Origin of the sequence: Streptomyces acidiscabies (assembly GCF_020010905.1) — a bacterium.
Lineage (GTDB): Bacteria > Actinomycetota > Actinomycetes > Streptomycetales > Streptomycetaceae > Streptomyces > Streptomyces acidiscabies.
Genome location: NZ_JAGJBY010000001.1, coordinates 819521 through 843428 on the forward strand (window position 1 = coordinate 819521; position 23908 = coordinate 843428).

Annotated in this window: 23 protein-coding genes and 1 tRNA gene; 8 read left to right on the plus strand and 16 right to left on the minus strand. The window is 69.0% G+C overall.

The annotated features are described in order from the left end of the window. Window positions 1-18: 18 nt before the first annotated feature. From J8M50_RS03970 to J8M50_RS04000, 7 genes are all read right to left on the minus strand, one after another. Window positions 19-195: a hypothetical protein gene (locus J8M50_RS03970; RefSeq protein WP_010352277.1), complete on the minus strand. Its 177-nt coding sequence runs from the start codon at window positions 193-195 to the stop codon at window positions 19-21. A gap of 127 nt (window positions 196-322) precedes the next feature. Then, the gene (locus J8M50_RS03975) at window positions 323-760 is read right to left on the minus strand and encodes a type II toxin-antitoxin system VapC family toxin (protein WP_010352276.1); all 438 of its coding nucleotides are present in this window, start codon (window positions 758-760) and stop codon (window positions 323-325) included. Continuing rightward, a complete protein-coding gene (locus J8M50_RS03980; RefSeq protein ID WP_010352274.1) occupies window positions 757-999 on the minus strand; it encodes a FitA-like ribbon-helix-helix domain-containing protein in 243 nt (80 codons plus the stop codon). The genes J8M50_RS03975 and J8M50_RS03980 overlap by 4 nt, the downstream gene beginning before the upstream one ends. Before the next feature lie 1003 nt (window positions 1000-2002). Beyond that, window positions 2003-2087, minus strand: a tRNA-Ser gene (locus tag J8M50_RS03985). A gap of 55 nt (window positions 2088-2142) precedes the next feature. Continuing rightward, window positions 2143-2568 (minus strand): tRNA adenosine(34) deaminase TadA, encoded by a 426-nt coding sequence (gene tadA, locus J8M50_RS03990; RefSeq protein WP_010352273.1) that lies wholly within the window; start codon window positions 2566-2568, stop codon window positions 2143-2145. 35 nt (window positions 2569-2603) lie between these two features. Further along, window positions 2604-3116, minus strand: coding sequence for a tRNA adenosine deaminase-associated protein (locus tag J8M50_RS03995; protein WP_010352271.1), 513 nt, complete (start codon window positions 3114-3116; stop codon window positions 2604-2606). 336 nt (window positions 3117-3452) lie between these two features. Further along, on the minus strand, window positions 3453-3635 hold the full coding sequence (locus tag J8M50_RS04000; RefSeq protein ID WP_075661458.1) for a hypothetical protein: 183 nt from the start codon (window positions 3633-3635) through the stop codon (window positions 3453-3455). A 100-nt stretch (window positions 3636-3735) separates the two neighbouring features. On the opposite strand from J8M50_RS04000, the gene upp reads away from it, so the two are divergent. Further along, window positions 3736-4371, plus strand: coding sequence for a uracil phosphoribosyltransferase (upp, locus tag J8M50_RS04005; protein WP_010352270.1), 636 nt, complete (start codon window positions 3736-3738; stop codon window positions 4369-4371). An 83-nt stretch (window positions 4372-4454) separates the two neighbouring features. On the opposite strand, the gene J8M50_RS04010 is transcribed toward upp, so the two are convergent. Beyond that, window positions 4455-5096: a LytR C-terminal domain-containing protein gene (locus J8M50_RS04010; protein WP_370516613.1), complete on the minus strand. Its 642-nt coding sequence runs from the start codon at window positions 5094-5096 to the stop codon at window positions 4455-4457. Window positions 5097-5207: 111 nt separating this feature from the next. Beyond that, window positions 5208-5504 (minus strand): type II toxin-antitoxin system VapB family antitoxin, encoded by a 297-nt coding sequence (locus J8M50_RS04015; RefSeq protein WP_010352268.1) that lies wholly within the window; start codon window positions 5502-5504, stop codon window positions 5208-5210. Window positions 5505-5610: 106 nt separating this feature from the next. Here J8M50_RS04015 and J8M50_RS04020 point away from each other — a divergent pair, with 106 nt between their 5' ends. Continuing rightward, window positions 5611-7152 carry a helicase HerA-like domain-containing protein gene (locus J8M50_RS04020; protein ID WP_010352267.1) on the plus strand — a complete coding sequence of 514 codons (1542 nt, stop codon included), beginning with the start codon at window positions 5611-5613 and terminating at the stop codon, window positions 7150-7152. Window positions 7153-7843: 691 nt separating this feature from the next. Here the strand turns inward: J8M50_RS04020 and J8M50_RS04025 are convergent. Beyond that, window positions 7844-8422 carry an HhH-GPD-type base excision DNA repair protein gene (locus tag J8M50_RS04025; protein ID WP_010352265.1) on the minus strand — a complete coding sequence of 193 codons (579 nt, stop codon included), beginning with the start codon at window positions 8420-8422 and terminating at the stop codon, window positions 7844-7846. 24 nt (window positions 8423-8446) lie between these two features. After that, complete coding sequence (locus tag J8M50_RS04030; RefSeq protein WP_029183648.1) at window positions 8447-9142, minus strand: siderophore-interacting protein; 696 nt, start codon at window positions 9140-9142, stop codon at window positions 8447-8449. Between the two features lie 70 nt (window positions 9143-9212). Here J8M50_RS04030 and J8M50_RS04035 point away from each other — a divergent pair, with 70 nt between their 5' ends. The 4 genes from J8M50_RS04035 to J8M50_RS04050 all read left to right on the plus strand — a co-directional run bounded on the left by J8M50_RS04035 (window position 9213) and on the right by J8M50_RS04050 (window position 14899). Then, the gene (locus tag J8M50_RS04035) at window positions 9213-11618 is read left to right on the plus strand and encodes a penicillin acylase family protein (RefSeq protein WP_075825634.1); all 2406 of its coding nucleotides are present in this window, start codon (window positions 9213-9215) and stop codon (window positions 11616-11618) included. Beyond that, window positions 11605-12180 (plus strand): GNAT family N-acetyltransferase, encoded by a 576-nt coding sequence (locus J8M50_RS04040; RefSeq protein WP_010352262.1) that lies wholly within the window; start codon window positions 11605-11607, stop codon window positions 12178-12180. The genes J8M50_RS04035 and J8M50_RS04040 overlap by 14 nt, the downstream gene beginning before the upstream one ends. Continuing rightward, entirely contained in the window at window positions 12177-12644 is a 468-nt protein-coding gene (locus tag J8M50_RS04045; protein ID WP_010352261.1) for a cupin domain-containing protein, read from the plus strand. The genes J8M50_RS04040 and J8M50_RS04045 overlap by 4 nt, the downstream gene beginning before the upstream one ends. A 98-nt stretch (window positions 12645-12742) precedes the next feature. Further along, a complete protein-coding gene (locus J8M50_RS04050; RefSeq protein WP_010352260.1) occupies window positions 12743-14899 on the plus strand; it encodes a copper resistance protein CopC in 2157 nt (718 codons plus the stop codon). A 346-nt stretch (window positions 14900-15245) separates the two neighbouring features. On the opposite strand, the gene J8M50_RS04055 is transcribed toward J8M50_RS04050, so the two are convergent. Beyond that, the gene (locus J8M50_RS04055; RefSeq protein WP_029183646.1) at window positions 15246-16112 is read right to left on the minus strand and encodes a phosphorothioated DNA-binding restriction endonuclease; all 867 of its coding nucleotides are present in this window, start codon (window positions 16110-16112) and stop codon (window positions 15246-15248) included. 755 nt (window positions 16113-16867) lie between these two features. On the opposite strand from J8M50_RS04055, the gene J8M50_RS50000 reads away from it, so the two are divergent. Then, a complete protein-coding gene (locus J8M50_RS50000; RefSeq protein WP_010352258.1) occupies window positions 16868-17236 on the plus strand; it encodes an IS110 family transposase in 369 nt (122 codons plus the stop codon). Between the two features lie 93 nt (window positions 17237-17329). Here the strand turns inward: J8M50_RS50000 and J8M50_RS04070 are convergent, their stop codons facing one another. Next, entirely contained in the window at window positions 17330-17890 is a 561-nt protein-coding gene (locus tag J8M50_RS04070) for a GtrA domain-containing protein (RefSeq protein WP_010352257.1), read from the minus strand. Window positions 17891-18005: 115 nt separating this feature from the next. Next, on the minus strand, window positions 18006-19475 hold the full coding sequence (locus J8M50_RS04075; RefSeq protein WP_010352256.1) for an MFS transporter: 1470 nt from the start codon (window positions 19473-19475) through the stop codon (window positions 18006-18008). 519 nt (window positions 19476-19994) lie between these two features. On the opposite strand from J8M50_RS04075, the gene J8M50_RS04080 reads away from it, so the two are divergent. Beyond that, a complete protein-coding gene (locus J8M50_RS04080; protein WP_010352254.1) occupies window positions 19995-21164 on the plus strand; it encodes a hypothetical protein in 1170 nt (389 codons plus the stop codon). 23 nt (window positions 21165-21187) lie between these two features. Here J8M50_RS04080 and J8M50_RS04085 read toward each other — a convergent pair whose 3' ends face one another. Continuing rightward, window positions 21188-22609: an ATP-binding protein gene (locus J8M50_RS04085; protein WP_010352253.1), complete on the minus strand. Its 1422-nt coding sequence runs from the start codon at window positions 22607-22609 to the stop codon at window positions 21188-21190. 366 nt (window positions 22610-22975) lie between these two features. Continuing rightward, the gene (locus tag J8M50_RS04090) at window positions 22976-23821 is read right to left on the minus strand and encodes a hypothetical protein (RefSeq protein WP_010352252.1); all 846 of its coding nucleotides are present in this window, start codon (window positions 23819-23821) and stop codon (window positions 22976-22978) included. Window positions 23822-23908: the final 87 nt, after the last annotated feature.

The window sequence follows — 23908 nt, forward strand, 5'->3', positions numbered from 1 at the left end:
CCCAAGAAGGCAGAGCGGCTACTTGGCCCCGTCGGCGAGCCACGTGAAGAAGTCCCCGATGGCCTTCGCCGCGTTGGATATGCCCTCGAACCCTAGCTGGACGTAGTCCGCCGCCCTGGCCGGGTCCGTGATGATCACGTACAGCACGAACACGACGAGCACGTAGACGGCGATCTTCTTGGCCTGCACCGCCACCGCGCCTCCCCTGCGACTTGGATCCCCCTGGCTACCGGCCGCGAGTGTAGCTTTCGCGCCAAGCATTTCATCGTATTGATCGTACGGATCAGGGGAATTGACCGAGTTTTCAACAGGTCCGGCACGGTCAGACGCGTGGCGTCGTGGCGTCGTTCCAAGGATTCACCAGCGTGACACCAGTGCCCTCGAAGTCCTTGATGTTCCTGGTCGCCAGCGTCGCCTTGCGTCGGGCGCAGATCGCCGCGATCTGTGCGTCAGCGGTGGCGATCGGGCGACCGAGCCTCTCTCGGGCCAGGACGATGTCCGCGTACCGAGTGGCCGCAGCCGAGTCGAACACTTCGATGCGTCCGCCGAGGTCCTCGAACAGCATCGCATCGATGCCTGCGACAAGCTCCGCCTTGCGCTTGCCGTCCGGCAGTCGACGTACGCCGTACCAAAGCTCTGCAGCAGTCACCGCAGTCGTCGTGACCTCATCAGGTACAAGGCTGTCGAGCCAGTCGATGACCCGCTGCTCCGGAACCGGCTTCACCAGCTCCGACAGGATGTTGGTGTCGAGGATGATCATTCGAAGACCGCCGAGCGCGGCGCATCCTGCCGAGTAGGCAGTTCCAGCTCCTCTCCGCCCAGCCCGGTGAATCGCTCACGGATGCGAGATCCCAGTGGGCGGGAGGAGCTGTCGGGCGCGAGCTGCTCGCTGAGAATCGCACGCACCTCAGCCTCCATCGACCGGCCGTGCCGCGCGGCCTGCATGCGCAGCCGCGCGTGGGTTGTGTCGTCCAGTCCCCGGATCGTCAGATTCGCCATGATTACTCCCCTCGGGTTGCTTTCAATGCTAGCAGTGCTGTCGGATGCGAGTGGCGCGATATCCGGGGCCAAGGTGCGCCGCCTCCGCGCGCCGCACAGGCTCGCCAAGGAGTCCGGCGGACTCATCTGGAAGCGGGACAGGGCGAACCCGGCGGCCTGACCAGCGATTCTTCTTGCTGTACCGGGCTGTAACGTATTTTTGGCGTCACGTAATTGGTTCGTCGAAATGATCGGCGTGAAGTTCCATCGAACGACTTTGGATGGCTTCCGCGAATCGTATTCACGAACCACAGCGTTCAAATGCTGGCTACCAAACTGGTAGCGTTCGCCAAGACGGCCAGACCTCGCCCCCCCGCAGGTTGCCTCCTGCGGACTACGAGGGCGAGGCTTTGGTGGCGTTGTGAGCCCTGGCTGATCACTCAGTCGGGGCTCACGTGTTCTAAGACCACAGTCCGCGCTCGTAGAGCCACGCGATTACGAGGAAGACCTCGCAGGTCGCGCTCACACGCTCCGAGGAGACATGCGGGCGTACATGGTCTCGCCACCGATCCTTCAGCCACTGAAGCAGCTTCAAGATCGGCCTCCTTCTTGGCCTTGTGAGGCCGGGAAGCGGGGAATTACCCCCGCACTACTGGGGGCGCGTCCGCGCCCCCAGCTGGAAGGTGCGGCCGTTGTCCCCGGAAGGAGTAACCAGGACGATACAGCGGGCTGTGGGGAATTCCGCAATTCATCTGCCGCGCACGTACTTTGACGTCGCTCAAGAATCAACTCTGTGCAGGTCAGCGGTTGTTACGTACGTGGTCGGCGAGACACCGGCTCGTCGACCCCTACCTGTGGGTGATTCCACGCCTTGGTTGCATCGTGGACCTCTTCGCAGGGGAGGGTGTGGCCGGCGTGAGTCTGAGGGGGCCCAGTTGGCACAGTCGCTTTGGCTGTCAGGGCGAACTGAGACGGAACGCGATGAGGGGTTGGCTCCAGTTGGAGCCAACCCCTCATTCACCTGCGGTAGCGGAGGGATTTGAACCCTCGGTGACTTGCGCCACACTCGCTTTCGAGGCGAGCTCCTTCGGCCGCTCGGACACGCTACCGAGAACAACTTTACAGCACCCCGTGACGTGCTCGGTACCAGGTATTAGCGGCCTGTCAGTTGCTACGAAAGAAGCTGGTCAGGAGGGTCGCACAGGCATCTGCCAGCACCTCGCCGATCACCTCGGGACGATGGTTGAGACGCCGGTCCCGTACGACGTCCCAGACCGAACCGGCGGCACCGGCCTTGTCGTCCCGCGCGCCGTAGACCACCCGGTCGACACGCGACTGCACCAGCGCCCCGGCACACATCACGCACGGTTCGAGGGTCACGACGAGCGTGCAGTCGACGAGCCGCCACGCACCCAGCGCCGACGCCGCCCGGCGCAGCGCCAGCACCTCCGCGTGCGCGGTCGGATCGCCGGTCGCCTCACGCTCGTTGTGCGCGGCGGCCAGCACCGTCGTACCGTCCGGACCGAGGACGACCGCCCCGACGGGTACGTCCGGACCGGCTCGCTCCGCCTCGGCGAGGGCGAGCCGCATCGCGGGGTGCCAGGGGTCGCGTACGGGGTCGGGGGTCAGCGGACGGCTTCCAGCATCTCCGTCGCGCCGAGCGCGTCCGCGATCTCGCCGAGCGCGTCGCGGTCGAGGGACTGGAGCTGCTTCTCCGAGATACCGAGGTCGTCGAGGAGGCGCGGGTCGCCGACCGGGCCGTGCGGTACGGCCTCGCCGGCCGGCTCCTCGTCGGCGTCCGAGTCCTGTTCGCCGTCCTCGGTGCCGTCCAGGTCCAGCGCGTCCAGGTCGTCCCCGGAATCCTTGGCGAGCAGGTCGGCGAGCAGGACCTCGCCGTACGAACTGCGGGCGGCCACCGAGGCGTCCGAGACGTAGACGCGGGGGTCGTCCTCGCCGTCCACACGGACGACGCTGAACCAGGCGTCCTCCTGCTCGATCAGGACCAGGACCGTGTCGTCGTCGACGGACGACTCGCGGGCCAGGTCGGCCAGATCCGACAGGGTTTCCACGTCGTCGAGCTCTGTGTCGCTCGCTTCCCACCCGTCTTCGGTGCGCGCGAGCAGTGCGGCGAAGTACACCGTGACTCTCCCAGCTGGTCAAAGGTGTGCCGGTTGGGGGTCCCCCCGGCGGAGGTCTTCAGGTGGTCCAGAGGCGTCGGCCCCGAGCCCCACCCACTCGGAATCGTGGCAGAAACAAGGGCTCCAGGGGACGTCTTCGGCACCCTGTGTCCGGCATTTTGATCGCGGATCCCCACGACCCCACCAGCGCACTCGCTTCCGCCAACAGCGGATCGTACGCGGCTTTGCCATCTGGCAGAGCATGGGCGGGGCTTGAGGACGGAGAGACGGCGGTGATCTTTACCTCAGGCACGCGAAGGGGGGTATGGAAGGGGGTACGAAGGGGGCGCGGGGGTGTCACCAACGGAACGTCCGCATGCGCATCGCGTGACGCAGCCGCGCCGCCTTCGCCCTCCTCGGCTGGACCCGGTCCCGCAGCTCCCGCGCCTCCGCCAGCTCCCTGAGGAAGCGGGCCCGGCGCCGACGTCGGTCGGCCGCGCTCTCCGTACGTTCTTCGTTTGGTTCTTCGCGTTCCGGCACAGTTCACACCACCCCGGTCCAAGTCGGTCATCCCACTGTCCCTCTGTTCGGGGGTCCGACGCCAGAGCGACCCGGGTGCGTGCCCGGTTAATCTGGACGTATGCGTCTCCACGTCGTCGACCACCCTCTGGTCGCTCACAAGCTCACCACGCTCCGCGACCAGCGCACGGACTCCGCGACCTTCCGCCGCCTCGCCGACGAACTGGTCACCCTCCTCGCCTACGAGGCGACCCGGGACGTCCGTACGGAACAGGTCGACATCGTCACCCCGGTCACCGAGACGACCGGCGTGAAGCTGTCCTACCCCCGCCCCCTCGTCGTACCGATCCTCCGCGCGGGCCTCGGCATGCTCGACGGCATGGTCCGCCTCCTGCCCACGGCGGAGGTCGGCTTCCTCGGCATGATCCGCAACGAGGAGACCCTGGAGGCGTCCACGTACGCCACCCGGATGCCGGAGGACCTCTCGGGCCGCCAGGTGTACGTCCTGGACCCGATGCTGGCGACGGGTGGCACGCTGGTGGCGGCGATCCGCGAACTGATCCGCCGAGGCGCGGACGACGTGACGGCGGTGGTCCTGCTCGCGGCGCCCGAGGGGGTCGAGGTCATGGAACGCGAACTGGCGGGCTCGCCGGTGACGGTGGTGACGGCGGCGGTGGACGACCACTTGAACGAGCAGGGGTACATCGTGCCGGGTCTGGGAGACGCGGGGGACCGCCTGTACGGCGCGGCGGAGTAGCGGTTCCTTCTGAAGTGCGGGTGGTGGAGTTTCTTTAGGGGCGCGGGGAACTGCGCGACCAGCCCCCCACTACCCGCACCCGCTCAACAACCCTTCTTGGCACCCCCGTTGGCGGCCTTAGGCACACTCAACGCGGTCAGAGCTTTAGCGGCATCGGCAGGCGCAGCCAGCGCCTTGTACCCATTCCCGATGACGAGGTCGACGGACGCATCCTTCCGAGCCGCATCCATCCGCCGCTGAGCACCCGGCAGTTGAACCCCGAGCACGGACAACGACGTACCGGACGCGGTGGGCAACCCCACCAACACCCCGGTCCCGACAACCTTCTTGTCGAACTGCGCAGGCGCATTCCCCACCTGCCCCACCTTGAACCCCCGCCTCTTCAACTCATCAGCGGTGGTCTTGGCGAGCCCACTACGGGTGGTCGCGTTGAAAACGTTCACGGTGATCTGCGCAGGCTTGGGAAGCACCACAGCGGCCGTAGTGGGAACCGCCTTCTTGACCGCACAGTCGCCGGAGACGGACGCCGCGGAAGCGGTCCCACCCCCACCGGTGAAGACATCCACGAGCTGCATGGTTCCCCACCCCGCAACCCCGAGCACGGCCCCGCACGCGACGACGCCCACAACGAGCCGCCCTCGCCGCCGAGATCGCCGCATACGCGGGTACTTGTCGCCTGTGATGCGGTACTTGCCGCCCATGCCGGGGGGAGTCAGCATGCTCATGGGCGCAGCGTAGTGCTCCAGCGCGCCCATGACGAATAAACGATCATCCGACACCGCCCGGTCACACGGATTGCACCCGAAAGGGGCAACGAGGCCACCCAAGGGTGGACGTCACTCCAGTTCGAGCACCCGCGCATGCAGCACCTGCCGCTGCTGAAGCGCGGCCCGCACCGCCCGGTGCAGCCCGTCCTCCAGATACAGATCGCCCTGCCACTTCACGACGTGCGCGAAGAGGTCGCCGTAGAACGTCGAGTCCTCCGCGAGCAGGGTCTCCAGATCGAGCTGCTGCTTCGTGGTCACGAGCTGATCGAGGCGGACCGGGCGCGGTGCGACGTCCGCCCACTGCCGGGTGCTCTCCCGGCCGTGGTCGGGGTACGGCCGGCCGTTTCCGATGCGCTTGAAGATCACACGGAAAGCCTACCGGCCCAGACCTTCCGGGCGCAGCCACGGCGACGGAGTGCGACGCTGCAAATAACGTCATGTACCGAGGCAAACCGGGAACGAGGGGCAGGCGATGAGTACGCAGCCGCAGCCGACGGGCGCGAACGGGCCGACGCCGGCCGAGGTCACGGAGATCGCGGCCGGGTACGCCTTCACGGGCCCCGCGCTCGACCTCGGCGCCCTCCTCTGGGAGAACACGCCCCACCCCGAGGCCCCCGTCCGTATCCCGCTGCCCGTCCTCAACCGCCACGGCCTGGTCGCGGGCGCGACGGGCACCGGCAAGACGAAGACGCTCCAGCTGATCGCGGAACAGCTCTCGGCGCAGGGGGTCCCGGTCTTCCTCGCGGATGTGAAGGGCGACCTGTCGGGGGTGTCGGCACCCGGCGAGGCGGGCGAGAAGGTGCGGGCCAGAGCGGCGGAAGTGGGCCAGAGCTGGACTCCCGCCGGATTCCCCGCGGACTTCTACGCCCTCGGCGGCATCGGCCACGGCATCCCCGTACGCGCCACCATCACCAGCTTCGGCCCGGTCCTGCTCTCCAAGGTCCTCCAGCTGAACCCGACGCAGGAGCAGTCCCTCGGCCTGATCTTCCACTACGCCGACACGAAGGGCCTCGAACTCCTCGACCTCAAGGACCTCCGCGCGGTGGTCGCTTTCCTCACGTCCGACGAGGGAAAGGCGGAACTGACAACGATCGGCGGCCTTTCTACGGCGACGGCGGGCGTGATCCTGCGTTCCCTGACCGCCTTCGAGGCACAGGGCATGTCCGACTTCTTCGGCGAACCCGAATTCGACACGGCCGATTTCCTACGGCTGTCCCCCGACGGCCGGGGAATCGTGTCGGTCCTCGAACTCCCGGCGATCCAGGACAAACCGCAACTCTTCTCCACCTTCCTGATGTGGCTGCTGGCCGACCTCTTCCACGACCTCCCGGAGATCGGCGACGCGGAGAAACCCAAACTCGTCTTCTTCTTCGACGAGGCGCACCTCCTCTTCAACGGTGCCTCGAAGGCGTTCCTCGACTCCATCACCCAGACCGTCCGCCTCATCCGCTCCAAAGGGGTCGGCGTCTTCTTCGTCACGCAGACGCCGAAGGACGTCCCCGCCGACGTCCTCGCCCAGCTCGGCAACCGCGTCCAGCACGCATTGCGCGCATTCACCCCGGACGACCAGAAAGCGCTGAAAGCGACCGTCAAGACGTTCCCGAATTCCGCGTACGACCTTGAGGAACTCCTGACGTCGCTGGGAACGGGGGAGGCGGTCGTGACCGTCCTGAGCGAGAAGGGGGCGCCGACGCCCGTTGCGGCGACGCGACTTCGGGCGCCGGAGTCGCTGATGGGGCCGATCGACGCGGGCGTCCTGGACCGGGCGGTGGCGTCGTCCCCGCTCCACGAACGTTATGCACAGGCTGTGGACAGAGAATCGGCGTACGAGAAACTCCAGCGGCGTCCGGCGGAGAAGGCGGAGGTTCCTCGTGAGCGGGAGGAGCGCCAGTCGTCGATGGTGGAACAGGTCGTGGGCAGCGGCATGTTCAAATCCCTGGCGCGGTCGATCGGTACGCAACTGGGCCGGGAAATCACGCGGTCCCTTTTCGGTACGGCGAAAAGGAGGCGGTGAGGTGGCGGACCGGTTCCTTTCGGTCCGCCACCTTTTCAGCTAGCGGCTCTGCTCAGCCTGCGCCTGGGGCTGCTGCTCGTTTTCCGTCCGCTTCTCCGTGGGCGCCGCACGCCGGGCTTCCGCGCGCAACAGAGCACGCAGGACCGCATAAGGATCTGTGGGCATGGCCGGGTTTCCTAGCTCTGAGTGAAGGATGAGGGGGGTTTCTTCACACCGCTCTCATCAGCACCGCAGAACCACACAACGCACGGAGGAAATCCCGAAGGGGACGGGAGGCGTCGGGAATTCGCGAGGCACCCTCCCGACCGCCTCGACGCCCACGCGAGAAATGAACGCGGGCCGCAACACCTTCTCGCCCCGCGCGACAGGCGCGGCGGTCGGCCGGAGTCCGCTGTCGACAACGTCGTACTCGACACTCTCGACAGCCATGGCCACGCAGGGAACCGTGCAGACTTCCCCGGGCACCAGCAACGCGAGCACCACGACCAACGCCCGCAGCCAGAGCCGCGATCGAGAAAGAAGCGGTGCACCACTCACACAGGGGGGATGCCCAAGGCGCGCGGGGGTCGAGTCACGGGGGTGAGTGAATCAACCCATTCGGAGCAGCGCATTCGAAGCGCCGGGTAGCTTCGGTGTTTTTAGGGGCGCGGGGAACTGCGCGACCAGCCCAATGCGACCCGCACTCTGACACTCAACCCTCTTTGGCAGCCCGCTTCTTTTCCTGCTTATATGCCCGAACTCTGGCCAAAGAGTCCTCGCCAGTAATATCCGCAACGGACCTGAAAACCTTGGCCTCCCCATAACTCCCCGCAGCCTCCCGCCACCCCTCCGGCCGAACCCTCACCTGCTTACCCAACAACGCCAAGAAAATCTGAGCCTTCTGCTTCCCAAACCCCGGCAACCCCTCCAACCTCTTCAACAACTCACCCCCACTACCAACCCCGTCCCACACCCCCTCCGCGTCCCCGTCATAGTGCTCGACAAGAAACTGACAGAGCTGCTGAACCCGCTTCGCCATAGACCCGGGATACCGATGCACCGCAGGCTTCTCGGAAAGCAGCGCAGCAAACCGCTCAGGATCCATCCCGGCGATCTCCCGCGCATCGAGATCATCCACCCCCAACCGATCAGCGATGGTCCGAGGCCCCTTGAAGGCCCACTCCATAGGAACTTGCTGATCCAGCAGCATCCCCACCAACGCCGCCAGGGCCGACCGCCCGAGCAACTCATCGGCCTCGGAATCCTGCGCAAGATGCAGAGTGACGTCCATACCCAGATGATCCCGCCGAAGAGGTCACCCCGCGCGCCAGTACCCAAGCGCATGGACCCGCTCTTTGGGAACGCCGAGTTCCTTACGGACGTACGCGGAGAGCACCCGAGTAGTACGCGTATCGCAAGCGATCCACACGTACGGCGCCTCCGCCCCGTCCAGCACCTCCGGCAACTCCAGCCGAACCCGCTCGACCAACTCCCCACGAGGCACCCGCCGTACCCCATGCCGGAACGGCAACTCACCTTCCCCACCCTCGAACCACACGGTGGCCGGCACGGAACTCATCGAGTCCAGCAGGGAGTTGATCGCGGGCAGCGACGCGGGATCGCCGATCGCGAGGACGTGGGTGGGCGAGGGCACGGGACTCTCGAACCCGGTCCCCTGGACGGTCGCCTCGATCGTGCCGCCGACCTCGACCCCACGAGCCCAGTCGCTGGCGGCGCCCTCATGCAACGCGAACTCCAACGCGAACGTACCGCTCTCCGGGTCGGGATCGACCAGTGTGTACGCCCGCTGATGGGGCCGCCCGGCGTTCTGGAACCACAGCCGCACCCACATGGTCGGATGCACGGGATTCGCGTCGAGCAGCCCGCCGTCCGTGACCCTGATCCGCCGGTACTCGGCGCTGACCTGCTCGTTCGCCGTCACGGTGAGGGTGAAGTCCCGGGCCCGCATGAGCTTCAGAACAGCACCTTCCCAGCCCCGCCCCTGCGCCATACTGCCTCCACCTCTCACGTACGCTGCTTAACTTAGGCAAGGCTAACCTAAAATAAAGGACCCGCACAGAATGACCACGTACCGCGACGCGTTCGGCGTCCCCCACCTCCGCGAAACCACGGCAACGGCGCTGGCCCGCGCGCAGGGCTTGATGACGGCCCGGGACCGCGCATGGCAACTGGAGGTGGAACGCCACAGGGCGGAGGGGACATCGGCGGCGTTCTTGGGCGCGGAGGCGCTGGCGTGGGACACGTTCGCGCGACGCGCGAGGCTGACGGACACGGCCCGAAGATGCTTCGAGGGGTTGGAGGGGAGGGATCCGGAGACGGCGGGGTGGGTGCGGGCGTATGTGGAGGGGGTCAATGAGGGGTTGGGGGTTGGGGGTGCGGAGGCGGGCGGCGTTGAGGGTGTGGGCTCGCGTCGGACTGGCGGGCGGGGTGGCGTTGGCCGGGACCGCATTGGTGGGGGCGGCGCTGGGCGGGGTGGCGTTGGCGGAGACCGCGTGGGGCGGGACGACTTCGGCTGGGATCACGTCGGGCGGGGCGGCGTTAGCTGGGGCGGTGTCGGGCGGGACAGTGTTGGCCGGGACGACTTCGGTCGGGACCGCGTCGGTCGAGGCGGCGATGAGCAGGGCGGAGAGGGCCGGACCGGCGAAGGGCGAGGCGGTTCGGCTGGTGAGGCGGTGCCCGGCGGCCCCTTCGCCGTACCGGCTCCCTCGGCTCCCGACCCAGCCTCGCCCGCTGCCCAACCCCCCTACCCCACCCCCGAGTTCGAACGCGTCGGCCTCGCCCCCGGCCCTTGGTCCCCCTGGACTCCCCTCGCCATCTGGCTCTCCGTCCACATCCTGTTCGCCGGCTTCCCCGCCAAACTCTGGCGCGAGGAAGCGATACGCCACCTCGGCCCCGACGCCGTCCCCCTGTTCGCCACCGACGGCCCGGCCACCTCGGGGAGCAACGGGTGGCTGCTGGACGGGAGTCGGACGGTCAGCGGCAGTGCGCTGATCGCCGGTGATCCGCACCGCTTCATCGAGGAACCCGGCATCTACCAGCAAGTCCGCCTGGCCTGCGACGAGTTCGACGTCGTCGGGCTCGCGGTCCCCGGCGTTCCAGGGATCGCGCACTTCGGGCACACCGGGACCGTCGCCTGGGCGATCACGAACGCCATGGCCGATTACCAGGACCTGTACCAGGAGCGGCTACGGCGGACCGGCGCCGGCGTGGAGGCGCTGGACCCGGACGGGGTGTGGCGCCGGGTCCACCGGCACACGGAACTGATCGAGGTCGCGGGCGAACCCCCCGTAGAGATCGAGGTGTTGGAGACCCCCCGGGGCCCGGTGATCGCCGGTGGCCCCGAAGGGCTGGACGACGCGACCCCGTTGGCACTGAGCCTGCGCTACCCGCCGCGCGTGACGCGGGAGTTGGGATTCAGCACGCTCCTCAAACTGCTGAGGGCCCGCGATGTGGGCGATGTGGACGCCGCCCTCGACACCTGGTGCGAACCCGTGAACGTCGTCCAGGCCGCCGACACCGCCGGAGGCACCCTGCACAGGGTCGCGGGCCGGGTCCCGATCCGCGCGCAGGCGAACCGCGTCCGCCTGGTCCCGGCCTGGGAACCGGGCCACGAGTGGACGGGCTGGCAGGAGATGCCGCGAGCCGAACTGACCGACGGCATCGCGGTGATGGCCAACCAACGAGGCCCGGCAAGGGAGTTGGGTGTCGAGTTCGCCCCTGCGCACAGAGCGGACCGCATCAGGAACCTCCTCCAGGAACGCGAGAAGTGGACGCCCGAGGAGATCGGCACGATCCACATGGACACCCAACTCGCCTCAGCAGGACCCCTGTTGGACAGAGTGGCGGCGCTGAAGAACCTCACCCCAGAAGCGGAAACCCTCAGGAACCGCCTGCTGCGCTGGAACCGCCACATGGACGCGACCAGTACGGACGCCGCGTCGTACGCATCCCTCCGCAGCGAAGTCGTCCGCACCCTCGCCGCCCACCCCGCCTTCGCCGCCCTCACGACCCCGCCCGCCTACCCCGACGTACTCCTCCCCTGGCTAGCCCTCACCCCCCGGATCGGCTTCGCCCTCGAACACCTGCTGCGCGCCGAGGAGTTGTACGGAATCGACCGCGACGCGGCCGTACGGGAGGCCCTGGAGACCGTGGCCACGCGCCCGCCCGCGCAGTGGGGCGACACCCACCGCCTCACCCCCTGGCGCGCGCTGCCGGACGACACGTACGACCCGCCCCCGCTCTCCGGCGACCACGACTGCGTGCTGTGCACCACCGCGATCCCCGGCGTCACGGACCGCGCGGCGCGGGGCCCGGTGGCGCGGTACGTGTGGGACCTCGCCGACCGGCGCCGCAGCCGGTGGATCGTCCCGCACGGCACCCAACTCCCCTTGTGGCTCAAGGGAGATCTGGCCCCCGTGGAAACCGACTGGAACCGCTTGCACAAGGAGCACGATGTACGTCCATGAACAGCCCGTCCCCGGCTTCGGCACCGTCCGGATCCGCCCCCTCGACCCCGAGGCGGACGCCCGCACGATCCATCCCTGGGTCACCGCTCAACGCGCCGAGTTCTGGGGCATGAACGGCCTCACCGAACCCCAAGTCACCGAGATCTACGCCCACATGGCGACCCTGACCACCCACCACGCCTTCCTCGCCGAGCTGGACGGCACCCCGGTGGCACTCCTCCAGCTGTACGACCCGGCGGCGGACCGGGTCGGCGAGGGCTACGACGTCGAGCCGGGGGACGCGGGCGTCCACGTCCTGCTGGCACCCGGCGAACGCCAACCGGGCTGGTCGGCGGCCCTGTTGGGGACGTACGCGGCGTACGTCTTCCTCACCCTCGGCCACCGCCGCGTCGTCGTCGACCCCGACCTCCGCAACGAGAAGGCCGTCGCCCGCTTCCTCCGCCAGGGCTTCACCCCGGGCCCGGTCGTCACGCTCCCCGAAGTCGATCTCCCGGACGTGTACTTGCCCGCGAAGAAGGCCCAATTGGCCTTCCTCACCCGGGAGGTAGCGTTCCCCGGGTGACTCCGGACGAGCTGATCTCCCACTACTCCCTGCAACCGATCCCCCGCGAGGGCGGCCTCTTCCACCGCACCTGGACCGGCCCGCCGACACCGGACGGCCGCCCCTCCGGCACCGCCATCGTCGTACTCCTGAAGACCGGCGACTACTCGGCCCTCCACCGCCTCCCCCACGACGAGACCTGGCACCACTACCTCGGCGCGCCCCTGGAGATGCTGCTCCTCGCCGAGGACGGCTCGGCGTGTACGGCGGTGCTGGGGCCCGACCTCCTCGGCGGGCAGGCCGTCCAGCTCACCGTGCCCGCGCGCACGTGGATGGGCGCGCGGCCGGTCGGCGGGTGGACGTTCTTCGGGTGCACGATGGCGCCGGGATTCACCTATGAGGAGTACGAGCACGGGGAACTCGGGCCGCTCACGGAGCGTTACCCATCTCAAGCGGAGCGTATTGCGGGGTTGTGCAGGAGGTAAGGGGGGATTGCCGGTGGGGCAAGAGGTGAGCGCGGCCGGGGCCGGGGCCGTACGTAAAGGGAGGTATGGACCCAAGGGGCGGCCGGTACGGAGGCGGAGTGAACGACGTGGGTGAGAAACGGCGGGCCGCGGTGCGGCGCGGGGCGGTGCTGCTCGGCACGATGCTGGTCCTGCTCCTGTTCGGCGGAGCCGGTACGGCGTCGGCGCACGCGGCGCTGGCCGGCACCGACCCGGCCGACGGGAGCGTCGTCCGGACCGTCCCCGGCGAGGTCACCCTCAGATTCACCGAGTCCGTGGGGCTCCTCGACGACTCGATCCGCGTCCTCAGCCCCGAGAACAAGCGGGTGAAGACCGGCAAGGCGAGCCATGTGCCGGGCCGTTCGGACGCCGTACGCGTCACGATGCCGGACGACGCGGGCACGGGCACGTTCACCGTCGCCTGGCGCGTCGTCTCCGCCGACAGCCACCCCGTCTCCGGCGCCTTCACGTTCTCCATAGGCAAGCCGTCCCCGACGCTGGCGCCGCTCTCGGCGGGCCCGGTGGAGAACCCGACCACCAACAGCCTCTACACGCTGACTCGTTACGCCGCGTACGTCGCCGCCGCGCTGCTCATCGGGACGGCCGTCTTCATCGCCGTCTGCCGCCCGCCGGACACGCGCGCGCTGCGCCGACCGCTGCGGGTGGGGGGCTGGACGCTCGCCGGGGCGACCGTCGTCCTCTTCTTCCTGCGCGGCCCCTACGAGACCGGGGCCGGGATCGCCGAGATCCTCGACCCGTCCTCGCTGTCCCGGACCGCGACCTCCCGCCCCGGGCTCGCGCTGCTGGCCCGGCTGCTGCTCCTCGGCGTCCTCGCGCTGCTCATGTGGCAGAAGTGGTGGTCCAAGAGGGCGACGCTCGCCGCGGGCGCCGTCACCATCCTCGGCCTCGCGCTGACCTGGGCCGCCGCCGAGCACGCCTCCGCGGGCATCCAGGTGCCGCTCGCGATGACCTCCACGGTGCTTCATCTCCTGTCCATGGCCGTATGGTTGGGGGGTCTCACCTCCCTGTTCTCCGTGCTGAACCGGAGTTCTGTTCCGGTGCCCGCGCGGGTGATCGTTGCCTTCTCCCGTACCGCCGCGACCTGTGTGGTCGTCCTCGTGGTCACGGGTGTCTACCAGTCCTGGCGAGGCCTCGGCTCGCTCACCGCGCTCACCGAGTCCTCCTACGGACGCATCCTGCTCGCGAAGCTGGCGGCCGTTCTGGTGCTGCTGGCGGTCGGGGCGTGGTCACGCGGGGTCGTGAGGCGGTTGAAGTCGGCCGAGAGCGTCAGCGAGACGAGGGGAAGCGCGTTGAGCAGTGCGGTGAGTTCCGCGGTGCGGGAGCGGGTGGTGGAGACGGTGGGGGCCGGGGGTTCCGGGGGTGGGGTTGGTCTGGTCGAGGCGGATACGGAGGTTGCTGGGGCGGGTACGGCGGAGGGGGTGTCACAGACGGGCGAGCGGCTGACGTCGGACGGGGCACTGGAGGCGGGCGAGGCGTCGGCGTCGGACGGGGCACTGGAGGCGGGCGAGGCGTCGGCGTCGGTCGGGACGCTGGGGGCGCGTGAGGCGTCAGGGTCGGTCGGTACGTTGGAGCCGGGCGAGGCGTCGGGGTCGGCCGGGGCGCCGGGTGAGGCGTCCGGTTCGGAGTCCGGTGGGGCGTCGCAGGGGCCGAGGCCGCCGCAGTCGCCGCTCTCGCTGAAGTCCCGCCTCGACACGGAGGAGTTGACCCCGGCGGAGGACGCGCAACGCCGTGCGCTGCGGCGTTCGGTGCTCCTGGAGGTCGTCGTCTCGGTGATCGTCCTGGTCATCACGACCGTTCTCACGGGCACTCTGCCCGGCCGCGCGGAAGCGGAGGCGGCGACGTCGTCCAGCCAGGAGGTCGGCGTTCTCACGACCTCGGTGACCCGCGTGCCCTTCGGTATCTCCTCCCCCGGCGTCAAGGCGCAGGGCACCGTCCAGATCACTCTCGACCCCGGCCGGGTGGGACCCAACTCCCTCGAAGCGGTCGTCTACGCGGCCGACGGCGGCTTCGCCACGGTTCCCGAACTCCGCGTCTCCTTCAGCCTGCCGAGCCAGGACATCGGTCCTCTCGAAGCGAAGCTCGTCAACCGGGGCGGTTACTGGGCGGCCGACGCGCTCAGCCTTCCGATCGCGGGGGACTGGACGATGCGGGTGACCGTGAGGGTGTCGGACATCGACCAGGTGAGCGTGGAGGAGAAGGTGCGGATCGAGAGGTGAGGGGAGGGCGGCGGCAGTTGGGGAACGGTTCGCTTGTCGAGCGACCTTTACTCCAACTGCCGCCGCCTGACGCAGGGTTCGTGGGTCGGGGGGGCTGTTGGGTTGCTGGGCGGTCGTCGTGGGGTGACCGCGAGGGTCGGTGGGGTGTGGCGCGGCTGGCTGTAGCTGCGGCACGTGGATGAGGCGGCTGCCCTCAGTTGGTGTGCGGGGAGCGTCCCGCAGGCTCGGCTGCCGTGCGGCTTGGTCCGACAGGGCCCGCGCCCCCGCCGCACGGCAATTTCCGGGGCGACCCTGTCGTACGGTTCGGGCTTCTTGACGTACCGGTTCGGCGCGAGCCTCTCCCTCCTCAAGCCGCCGTTCGGAACACCTGCTTGATGTGCCACTTCCGGTGGGGCGGGGCGATGGGGTGGGCGTCGGGGAGCCGGAGGGGTTGGTCGGCCAGGGCGGTGACCTGGGTGTGGGAGGCGGGAGCTGTGCCGGTGTAGAGGGGGGAGACCAGGATGTGGTGGGTGGGGGAGATGCCCAGGACGCCCTTGTCGAACAGCTTGTGGTGCAGGGCGCAGACGCACAGGGCGTTGTCCAACGTGTCGGGCCCCGCGTACGACCACCAGCGCACGTGAGCCGCCTCCAGGCCCACGGGGCGGGAGTCGAGGAGGCCGTCGTAGCCGCAGAAGGCGCATTGATGGTCGTAGGCCCTGAGGACCAACTCCCGTATGCGGGGGTCTCGTTGCTGGCGTTTCGTGAGGGAGTACGCGTACAGCGGGTCCAGGTCCAGTCCCACCGCCTCGCACAACTCCGCGTGCAGAGAGGGCGGGAAGTGCTGCTCCAGGATCAACCGGGCCAGCTTCCAGAGGAGTTCGGGCTGGCGCCGCAGATCGGAGCGGAGTTCGGGGACCAGCCGCCCGGTCGCGCCGGATTCCCTCAACTGCCGTACTCCGCTACCGGGACTGCCGTCACCGAGGTCGGTACGGACCTCCCACAGCCCGTCGCTGGTGAGGTGATGGAAGGGGTACGAGGGCGAAGTCGGCCGGGTGGGCCCGTACTCGGCGAGGAGCTGCTTCAACTCCCCTTCCACGGCTGTGTACTTGAGCCCTTCCCCAGCATCCTGCTGGAACCGCCCCAACGCGTACAGCAGAAGAAGCGGTTTATGCGGCGCCCGCACCCCATGCCGAGTCCACTGCCGAAGATCCGCCACCCGTCCGAGCCAGTCCATGAGGGCGAGGCTATGACAGGGCGGGGCTGTTAGGGGGCGGGGCTGTGACGGGGGGAGGTTGTGAGGGGGCGGGGCTATAACAGAGCGGGGTTATGACGTGGCGAGATTGTGACAGGGCGGGCCTGAGACCACGCGGGGCCGAGGCCAAGCGAGGCCCCCCACCCGGAGGCCCCCCACCCGGAGGCCCCCCACCCGGAGGCCCCCCACCCGGAGGCCCCCCACCCGGAGGCCCCCCACCCGGAGGCCCCCCACCCGGAGGCCCCCCACGCGGAGGCCCCCCCACCCGGAAGCTTGGCCCTGCCCAGCAGTTCAGCCTCGCCCGCCCCCACTCGACAAGCCCACTCCACCCGGCATCACGACAGCCCAGCCCCGCCCGGCACCGCCGACAGCACCGGCACCTGCGGCCGACTCTGCCCATTACCTTCCTCGTAGAGCCCGGTTCGGGCTCGTGGCCGTGCTGGCCCTGCTGCAGACCTTCGGCTCCCCGGCCGAACGGGCCCAGTCCGGCACCGAGCAGATCGCGCAGGTCATGCTCTAGGCGGCGCCGCGGATGCGCGGTGCCCACCCCCTGGCCGAGCAGATCACCACCGCGCTGGCCGAGCAGACCGTCACGGTTCCCGGCACGGCCTCGGCAGGAGAGATCGTCTCCGGCCTGGCCGAGGCCCTCGCAGTCCTCCTCAAGCGCCGGGCCGTCCTGGAGACGAGGGCCGCCGCCCTGCCGGCGGCCCACCCTCTCGCGAAGGTCCTCACCCTCCATGCCCGGGGTCGCGGTCAGGACCGGTGCCCGCATCCTGGCCGAGGCCGGCGACGCCGGCGCGTTCCCCACCGCCGCCCACCTGGCCTCCTACGCGGGACTGACCCCCACCACCCGTCGTTCCGGGACCTCCATCCGAGGCGAAGGACCGCCCCGCGGAGGCAACAAGATGCTCAAACGGGCCCTGTTCCTGGCCTCGTTCGCCTCGCTCAGCAGCCCCGAATCGCGGGCCTACTACGACAGGAAGCGCACGGAGAACAAGCGCCACAACGCCGCCCTCATCTGCCTCACCCGCCGCCGCGTCGACGTCCTACACGCCATGCTCAAGCACCGCGCTCTCTACCAGCCCGGACACGAACAAACAGCCTGACCAAGCCCACAGCCCTTGACCGAACAGATAGAAGCACCCCCGCCGCCCCCCCCGCGAAGACGACCAGCCGCAGCACCAGAAACCCACCCGGCATCACGACGGCGCCGGCAGCCCGCCCCCATCCGGCAGCCCGCCCTCACTCGGTATCACGACAGCGCCGACAACGCAGCCCCGCCCGACAGCCCACCCCCACCTGCCACTCCCGACAACACCGGCAACCCCGACCGCCCCCCCACGCCCGCCGCGCCCCGCGAAGACGAACCACCGCAGCACCAGAAACCGCCCCATCCCGGCGAAGCCGGAGGCGCCGAGGTACACAATCTGCTCGGTCACCAGACTCGGCGCCACCATCACCGCATGCAACCCCACCACCGCCCCACTGGTCACGACGTACGCCACACCCGCCGCCCCCGCCGACTGCCAGTGCTCCCGAACCCCCGCCCCCCGCCCCGTACCGAACGTGAACCGCGCATGCACCTCAGTGCACAGCACCGTCGACACGACGGTGACGACCGCGTTCGCGACCACCCACGGCACCGACATCGCGACCAGCGGCACAGCGAGGCTGGACAACACCCCGATGCCACCCCCGCAGAGCACGAAGCGGAGGAAGGAGGCGACGGGGCCGGTGGCGGGGACAGGGTTCCGTTCCATGACTGCGCTCCTCAGGCTCGTACGAAGGGCGAAGGGCGAAGGGCGAAGGGCGAAGGGCGAGGGCGTACCGAAGGACGTACCGAAGCCCAACCGCCCCCGAACCCCCGCACGGGCGCTACACCGCAGCCCCCTCCGCCTCCGCCTCCACCGCCCCCTCCCCGGCAGCCCCCGCCCCCCGCCCCTTCGGGATAAACATCGCCAGCAGGAAAGCAACAAGCGCCGCCCCCGCCCCAATCACCATGACCACCTTGAACCCGCCCTCGGACGGCAGCGCCCGCCCCCCGAAATCCGTGGTCATCTGCGCGAGAACAACCCCCGCGATGGCGCTGGCGAACGACGTCCCCAGCGACCGCATCAACGTGTTGAGACTGTTCGCCGCCCCCGTCTGGGACGGATCGACCGCGCCCATGATCAGCGCAGGCAGCGCACCGTACGTGAACCCGACCCCCGCGCCGATGACGCAGGAGACGAGCACCAGATGCCAGACCTCGGACATCAGCGCGATGTTGAGCGCGTACCCCCCGGACACGATCAGCGCCCCGATCATCAGCGTGACCTTGGGCCCCTTGGCCTTCGTGACCTTCGCGGACAGCGCGGACATCACCATCATCACGAACCCCTGCGGCGCGAGCACCAGCCCGACGGTCATCATCGACTCGCCGAGCCCGTACCCGGTCTGCTCCGGCAGCTGGAGCAGCTGCGGCAGCACCAGGGACATCGCGAACATCGAGAAACCGAGCGCGATCGAGGCGAGGTTGGTGAACAGGACCTGCGTCTTCGCGGTGGTCCGCAGATCGACGAGCGGCTGCGCGGCCCGCAGCTCCCACCAGCCCCAGGCGAGCAGGACGACGACGGCGACGGCACCCAGCGTCAGCGTCGTACCGGAGGTCCACCCCCAGTCGGCGCCCTTCGACACGGCGAGCAGCAACGAGACGAGCCCGGCGGAAAGCCCCAGCGAGCCGACGAGGTCGAACCGCCCCCCGGCGCGGTTCGTCGACTCCGGTACGAACGCCATGACCAGCAGGAACGAGACGACACCCAGCGCGGCGGACGTCCAGAACAGGATGTGCCAGTCCCAGTTCTCCGCGATGAACGCGGCGATCGGCAGCCCGAGCGCCCCACCGACACCGAGCGAGGCGCTCATGACGGCGGTCGACCCCGCGAGCTTCTCCGCGGACACGGTGTCCCGCAGGATACTGATCCCGAGCGGTACGACGGCGGCGGACAGCCCCTGGAGCCCGCGCCCGATGATCATCGGTACGAGGGAGTCGGCGAGCGCGCACACCACCGAGCCGCCGACCAGCAGGACGATGCTGACGAGCAGCATCCGGCGCTTGCCGAACATGTCCCCGAGCCGCCCGACGACCGGCGTCGCGACGGCGGCGGCGAGCAGCGTCGCGGTGACCGCCCACGCGGTGTCGGACGCGGGCGCGTCCAGCAGTTTCGGCAGCTCCGGGACGATCGGGATGACCAGGGTCTGCATCAGCGAGACGACGATCCCGGCCAGCGCCAGCACCGCCACCACGGCGTTCGGCTGCGGCGGGGCGGTTCCCGCGGAGGCGGGTCGGGGGAGTGCGGTGGACATGGCGGGGCCTCCGGGGGAGGGAAGGGGGGAGAGAGGTGCGTCCGACATCAAGAGATTGCTTGACTTACGCAATCATAAACAGGGTTGCTTGAGTCACGCAAGCTAATTCTTCGCGTGCGGTGGGACTCGTGCGGCACTGCCGGCCCCGTGATGTGACGCCGGACCCGGCGCGGAAAAGGGGGGTATTTCCGCCGCCGGGCCCGGCACTCGCGCCGCTCCCCGTCCCCACGGGACACGACACGCTCCGGAACCGCGCTCCGCTGGGCGTGGCTCCGGGGTACTAGGACCTACGGGGTACGGGACGACGCCGTAGGTATCAGCCGCTCGCCAGACTACTTGCACTTTCAAGGTCTCGTACGGCTGTAGGGGTACCCGGTTAATACCTGAGAGGGAGTCACCCTGTGAACACCCGCACCGCCCAGCCGTGAACCCCCACCCCTTTTCGGCCATCTCTAGGAGGGGACCCCTGTCGTACGGGTACGACGCGGGTCGAGAGGGCCGAGAAGGAAGAGACGACACGTGCCGGTCATCGGTCAGCGGACGCACCTCGTGCTGCTCGCCGCCTGGACACTCCTGTGGTTCGCCGTCGTCGAACCGCACGGCGGGTTCTCCTGGCACTACCTGCGCACCGGCGGCGAGCTGATCTACGGCGGCGCGGGCGGCGGCCTCAACCTCTACGCCCACCACCCCGAGCTCCAGATGGGCCCGGTCAGCTTCCTCGTCGCGGGCCTCTTCGACCCGTTCCCCGAACGCACGGGACAGTTCCTCGCCGCCGCGCTCATGTCGCTGCTAGGCCTCGCGATCCTCGTCCTGGTCGGCCGCAGCGCCGCCTGGCACCTCCTCGGCACCGGCACCAACCACCAGCGCCTGCGCCTGCGCGTCCTAGTCGCCGGGCTCGCGTTCATCCCGATGTGGATCGAGGTCTCGGTCAGGTTCGGGCACCTGGACGACGTACTGGCCCTCTTCTTCACGACCCTCGCGGTCCGCTCCCTCACACGCGGCAACGCGGCGATGACCGGCGCGTTCCTGGCCCTGGCCCTCGACTCCAAACCCACGGCGCTGGCCTTCCTCCCCCTCCTCCTCGCCCTCCCTCGCCGCGACTGGCTCCGAGCGTTCCTCTGGTGCGCGGCCCTGGTGGCGGCGGCGTGGCTCCCCTTCTTCATCGGCGCCCCTCACTCGTACGCGGCGGCGCAATTCACGATCCCGGTCCAGCCGGCATCCCCCTTGCGCTGGCTGGGCGTAGGAGCCCCCGACACACCCCCCTGGGGCCGCCCCGCCCAAGCGGCCCTAGGCCTCACCCTCGGCTGCCTCGCCGTAGCCCGAGGCCGCTGGCCCGCGGTAGTCCTCCTGGGCGCGAACGCCCGCATAGCCCTCGACCCCAGCGTCTACACGTACTACACGGCCTCGGTCCTCCTGGGCACCCTCCTCTGGGACACCATCGGCCAACGCCGCCTGATCCCTTGGTGGACCTGGATCGGCCTCCTCACCCTCTACGTACCGGTCCTGACGACCATGAACGACCCGACGCGGGGCCTGCTGCGGCTGGGGTTCGTGGTGGTGTCGACGGCGTACGTACTGTTCCGCCCGGTACGGGACCGGCGCCGCAGACGAGGAAAACAGACCCCGGACACGACAGGAGGAACGTTTCCCGAAGCGGGGTCAGTACAGGGGGCGCCGGGAGGGTGGTGACCGGCGGGGCGCTCGGTTCCCGCTCACACCCTGCGCCAAGCGCTGAGCAGTTCCTCGGGGCCGTACGCCGCCTGAAGGCCGGAACAGCCGACCCCGCCTCGGGAGACCGCCACCAGCGGTACCGGCTCGTCGGTGATCGCTGCCCGGTGCTTCTGCAATGCGGCCAGGTCGTGGCTGTCGAACGCGGAGTTCTCCAGCCATTTGACCGAGCCGAGGAAGAGCAACTGCTGGGCCACCGGTTGCCGGTCGGCGCCCACCAGGTCGATCTCGACGTCGTTGCTGCGGGTCCAGTACCCGCCGATCGCCGGGGCGGCGGGCAGGGAGCCGTCCGGCAGGAGACGGGCGAGGGATTCCCGCACCAAGGGCTCGATGGCGCGGCCCCGCCAGCTCGTCCACCGCTCCCGGATACGGCTCAGCGTGAGATCCCCCCGCATCCGTTCGATCTCCGCCATGTGCGGACCCAGGAACGCGAGCCAGAACCGCAGGTAGGGGTCCGCCACCCGGTAGCGGCGTTCCTTCGACGGCCTCAGGGAGAGGGGGAGTTCGGCGGCCACGACCCGTTTCTCGGTCAGTACGTCCGTGGCTCGGGTGAGCGTGGTGTGGGCGATACCGCCGGCCGCGCGCGCGATGTTGGTGAAGGTCCGCTCCCCGGACCCGATGGCACGCAGCACCTCCCTGCTCATCGCCTGCGGCGGGAACTCCGCGGCCAGTGAGCGTTCGGCGGAGACCAGCAGGGCCGAGATGGGGTTGTCCAGCGAGTCGCGGAGGAACTCCCGGACGTCGGCCCCGGCCCGCCATTCCGCGCAGATCAAGGGGAGACCCCCCGTGACCAGCGCGGCGTCGAACGCCGCTGCCGGGGACAGGTCGAGCATCTCGCCGATGTCGGCGGGGTTCAGCGGCCCGACGATCATCTCCCGCCCCCGCTGGTGAAAGGGACGGTCGTAGCTGTTCAGCGCCTCCATCATCGACAGATCGGACCCGACCAGGAGCAGCAGTACCGGCTTCCGGCTGAGCAGCCGGTCCCATGCCCGCTGGAGCATGCCCTCGAAGGCGTCGATGCGGTCCATGAGATACGGGACCTCGTCGATGACCACCACGCTCGGGCTGTCGTCGGGAAGCAACTCGGCGAGCAGCCTCAGGGCCGCGTTCCACTGTGCCGGGGTCTCCTCGGAGAACAGTTCCCGCTCCGGCAGGCTGGATCGGGCGACGGCGTCGAGCAGCTCCGTCAGCTCGTCCTCCGCGGTGCCGCCCGCGGCGGTGAAGAAGAGGCACGGCGCCCCGGTACGCCGGAGGAACTCCTCGACGAGGCTGGACTTGCCGACCCGCCGCCTCCCCCGCATGAGGACACACTGCCCCGGCTTCGCCGACCCGACGGCATCGTGAACCGCCCGCAAGGCGCTGCCGAGCACGTTCAGCTCGTGTTCCCGCCCGATGAAACGACGCACGACAAGCCTCCCGGGAGAGATGGTATCGCCAGAGATACTATCTCTCCCGATACCATTCCGAGGCAGCTGCCCCGGCACGCTCTCCGCCCGGCGCGCTTCAACGACGAAGGGCCCCACCGCGAACGGTGGGGCCCTTCGACATCGTGCCCGGTGAGGCACTGGCGGAGGATACGAGATTCGAACTCGTGAGGGGTTGCCCCCAACACGCTTTCCAACTGGGGTGGTGGGATGTGTACAGGGGCGTTCACCTGCGTTCATAGGCGGTTGGCCATTGAGCGAGTGCGGAGCTCTGGACTCATCTGAAGGTTGGTGAACCCGGGTGAATGAGACGGAAACTGAGACGGTAGACCCAGGATCCTGGCGTCGTCAGCGCAGGAACGGTAGCCGTCGGCGCCGGGTGCCTTCTGCTGGCCGGTCGGGCAGCCGCGCGTAGCGGATCAGGGATGTTGGGCTGCCGGTACGGATCCACACTGGGGCTCCGACGATGATGCGTTGCGCTCCAAGCATGTTGCCCGAAAGGCGCCAGCGGCTCTCGGTGAGTAGGACGTCGGTGTAGACCTGAGCGAACCACTCGCTGTCATCTGCGTGGGCGAGCGTGTATCCACGTGTCCAAGGGCGGGCTTCGTGCTCTTCTTCTGTGCCGATGGAGCCTTGGTGCAGTGCAATGTTCAGAGCTTCCACCGACAGTTGTTCGGGATCATCCCATTGAGACGTGTTCCTGGTGCCTCGGCTCTCCAGCAGTTCGGCGATGGCGCGCCAGGCCGATGAGAACCACCCGGCTTCGGGGGCGTCTGCTGGGCGCAGAATCCGTCCGGGGAAGTTGTCCATGCTGCCGAAGAGCACAAGATCGATCTGCTGGCCTGCACTGCTGGTCGTCCTGATGTGGAACATCGCCCCCTTGTCTCGCTCCGGCCCACCAATGAATCTGGCGATGTGGATCCGGCCGGCCCCCTTGGCGAAGCGAGCAGGAGGTGGCTTGTCGAGGGCGGAGGCCGCCTTGGCACCGATGTACTTTTCGATCTTGTCGGCCTTTTCGCGGCGGGTCAGGTCACCTCGGTTTCCGTTGCCGAACTCGACCCCGATGCCTTGCAAGGCGGCCTTGAGAGTCCAGTTCGGCCGACTGTCCAGCTTGATGCCGTTGTCAGATGCGATCTCGGCAACGCGGCGCTCCGACCAGTACAAGTAGCTGCCCGCGTGGCCTCTTGGCACCATCAGTTCTCCGCCCCACACTGCCCTGGTCCGCAGCGTATGCCTCCGTCGACCTCGGCACGGTGAACTTGCGCTCTTGTCTCCTGCAAG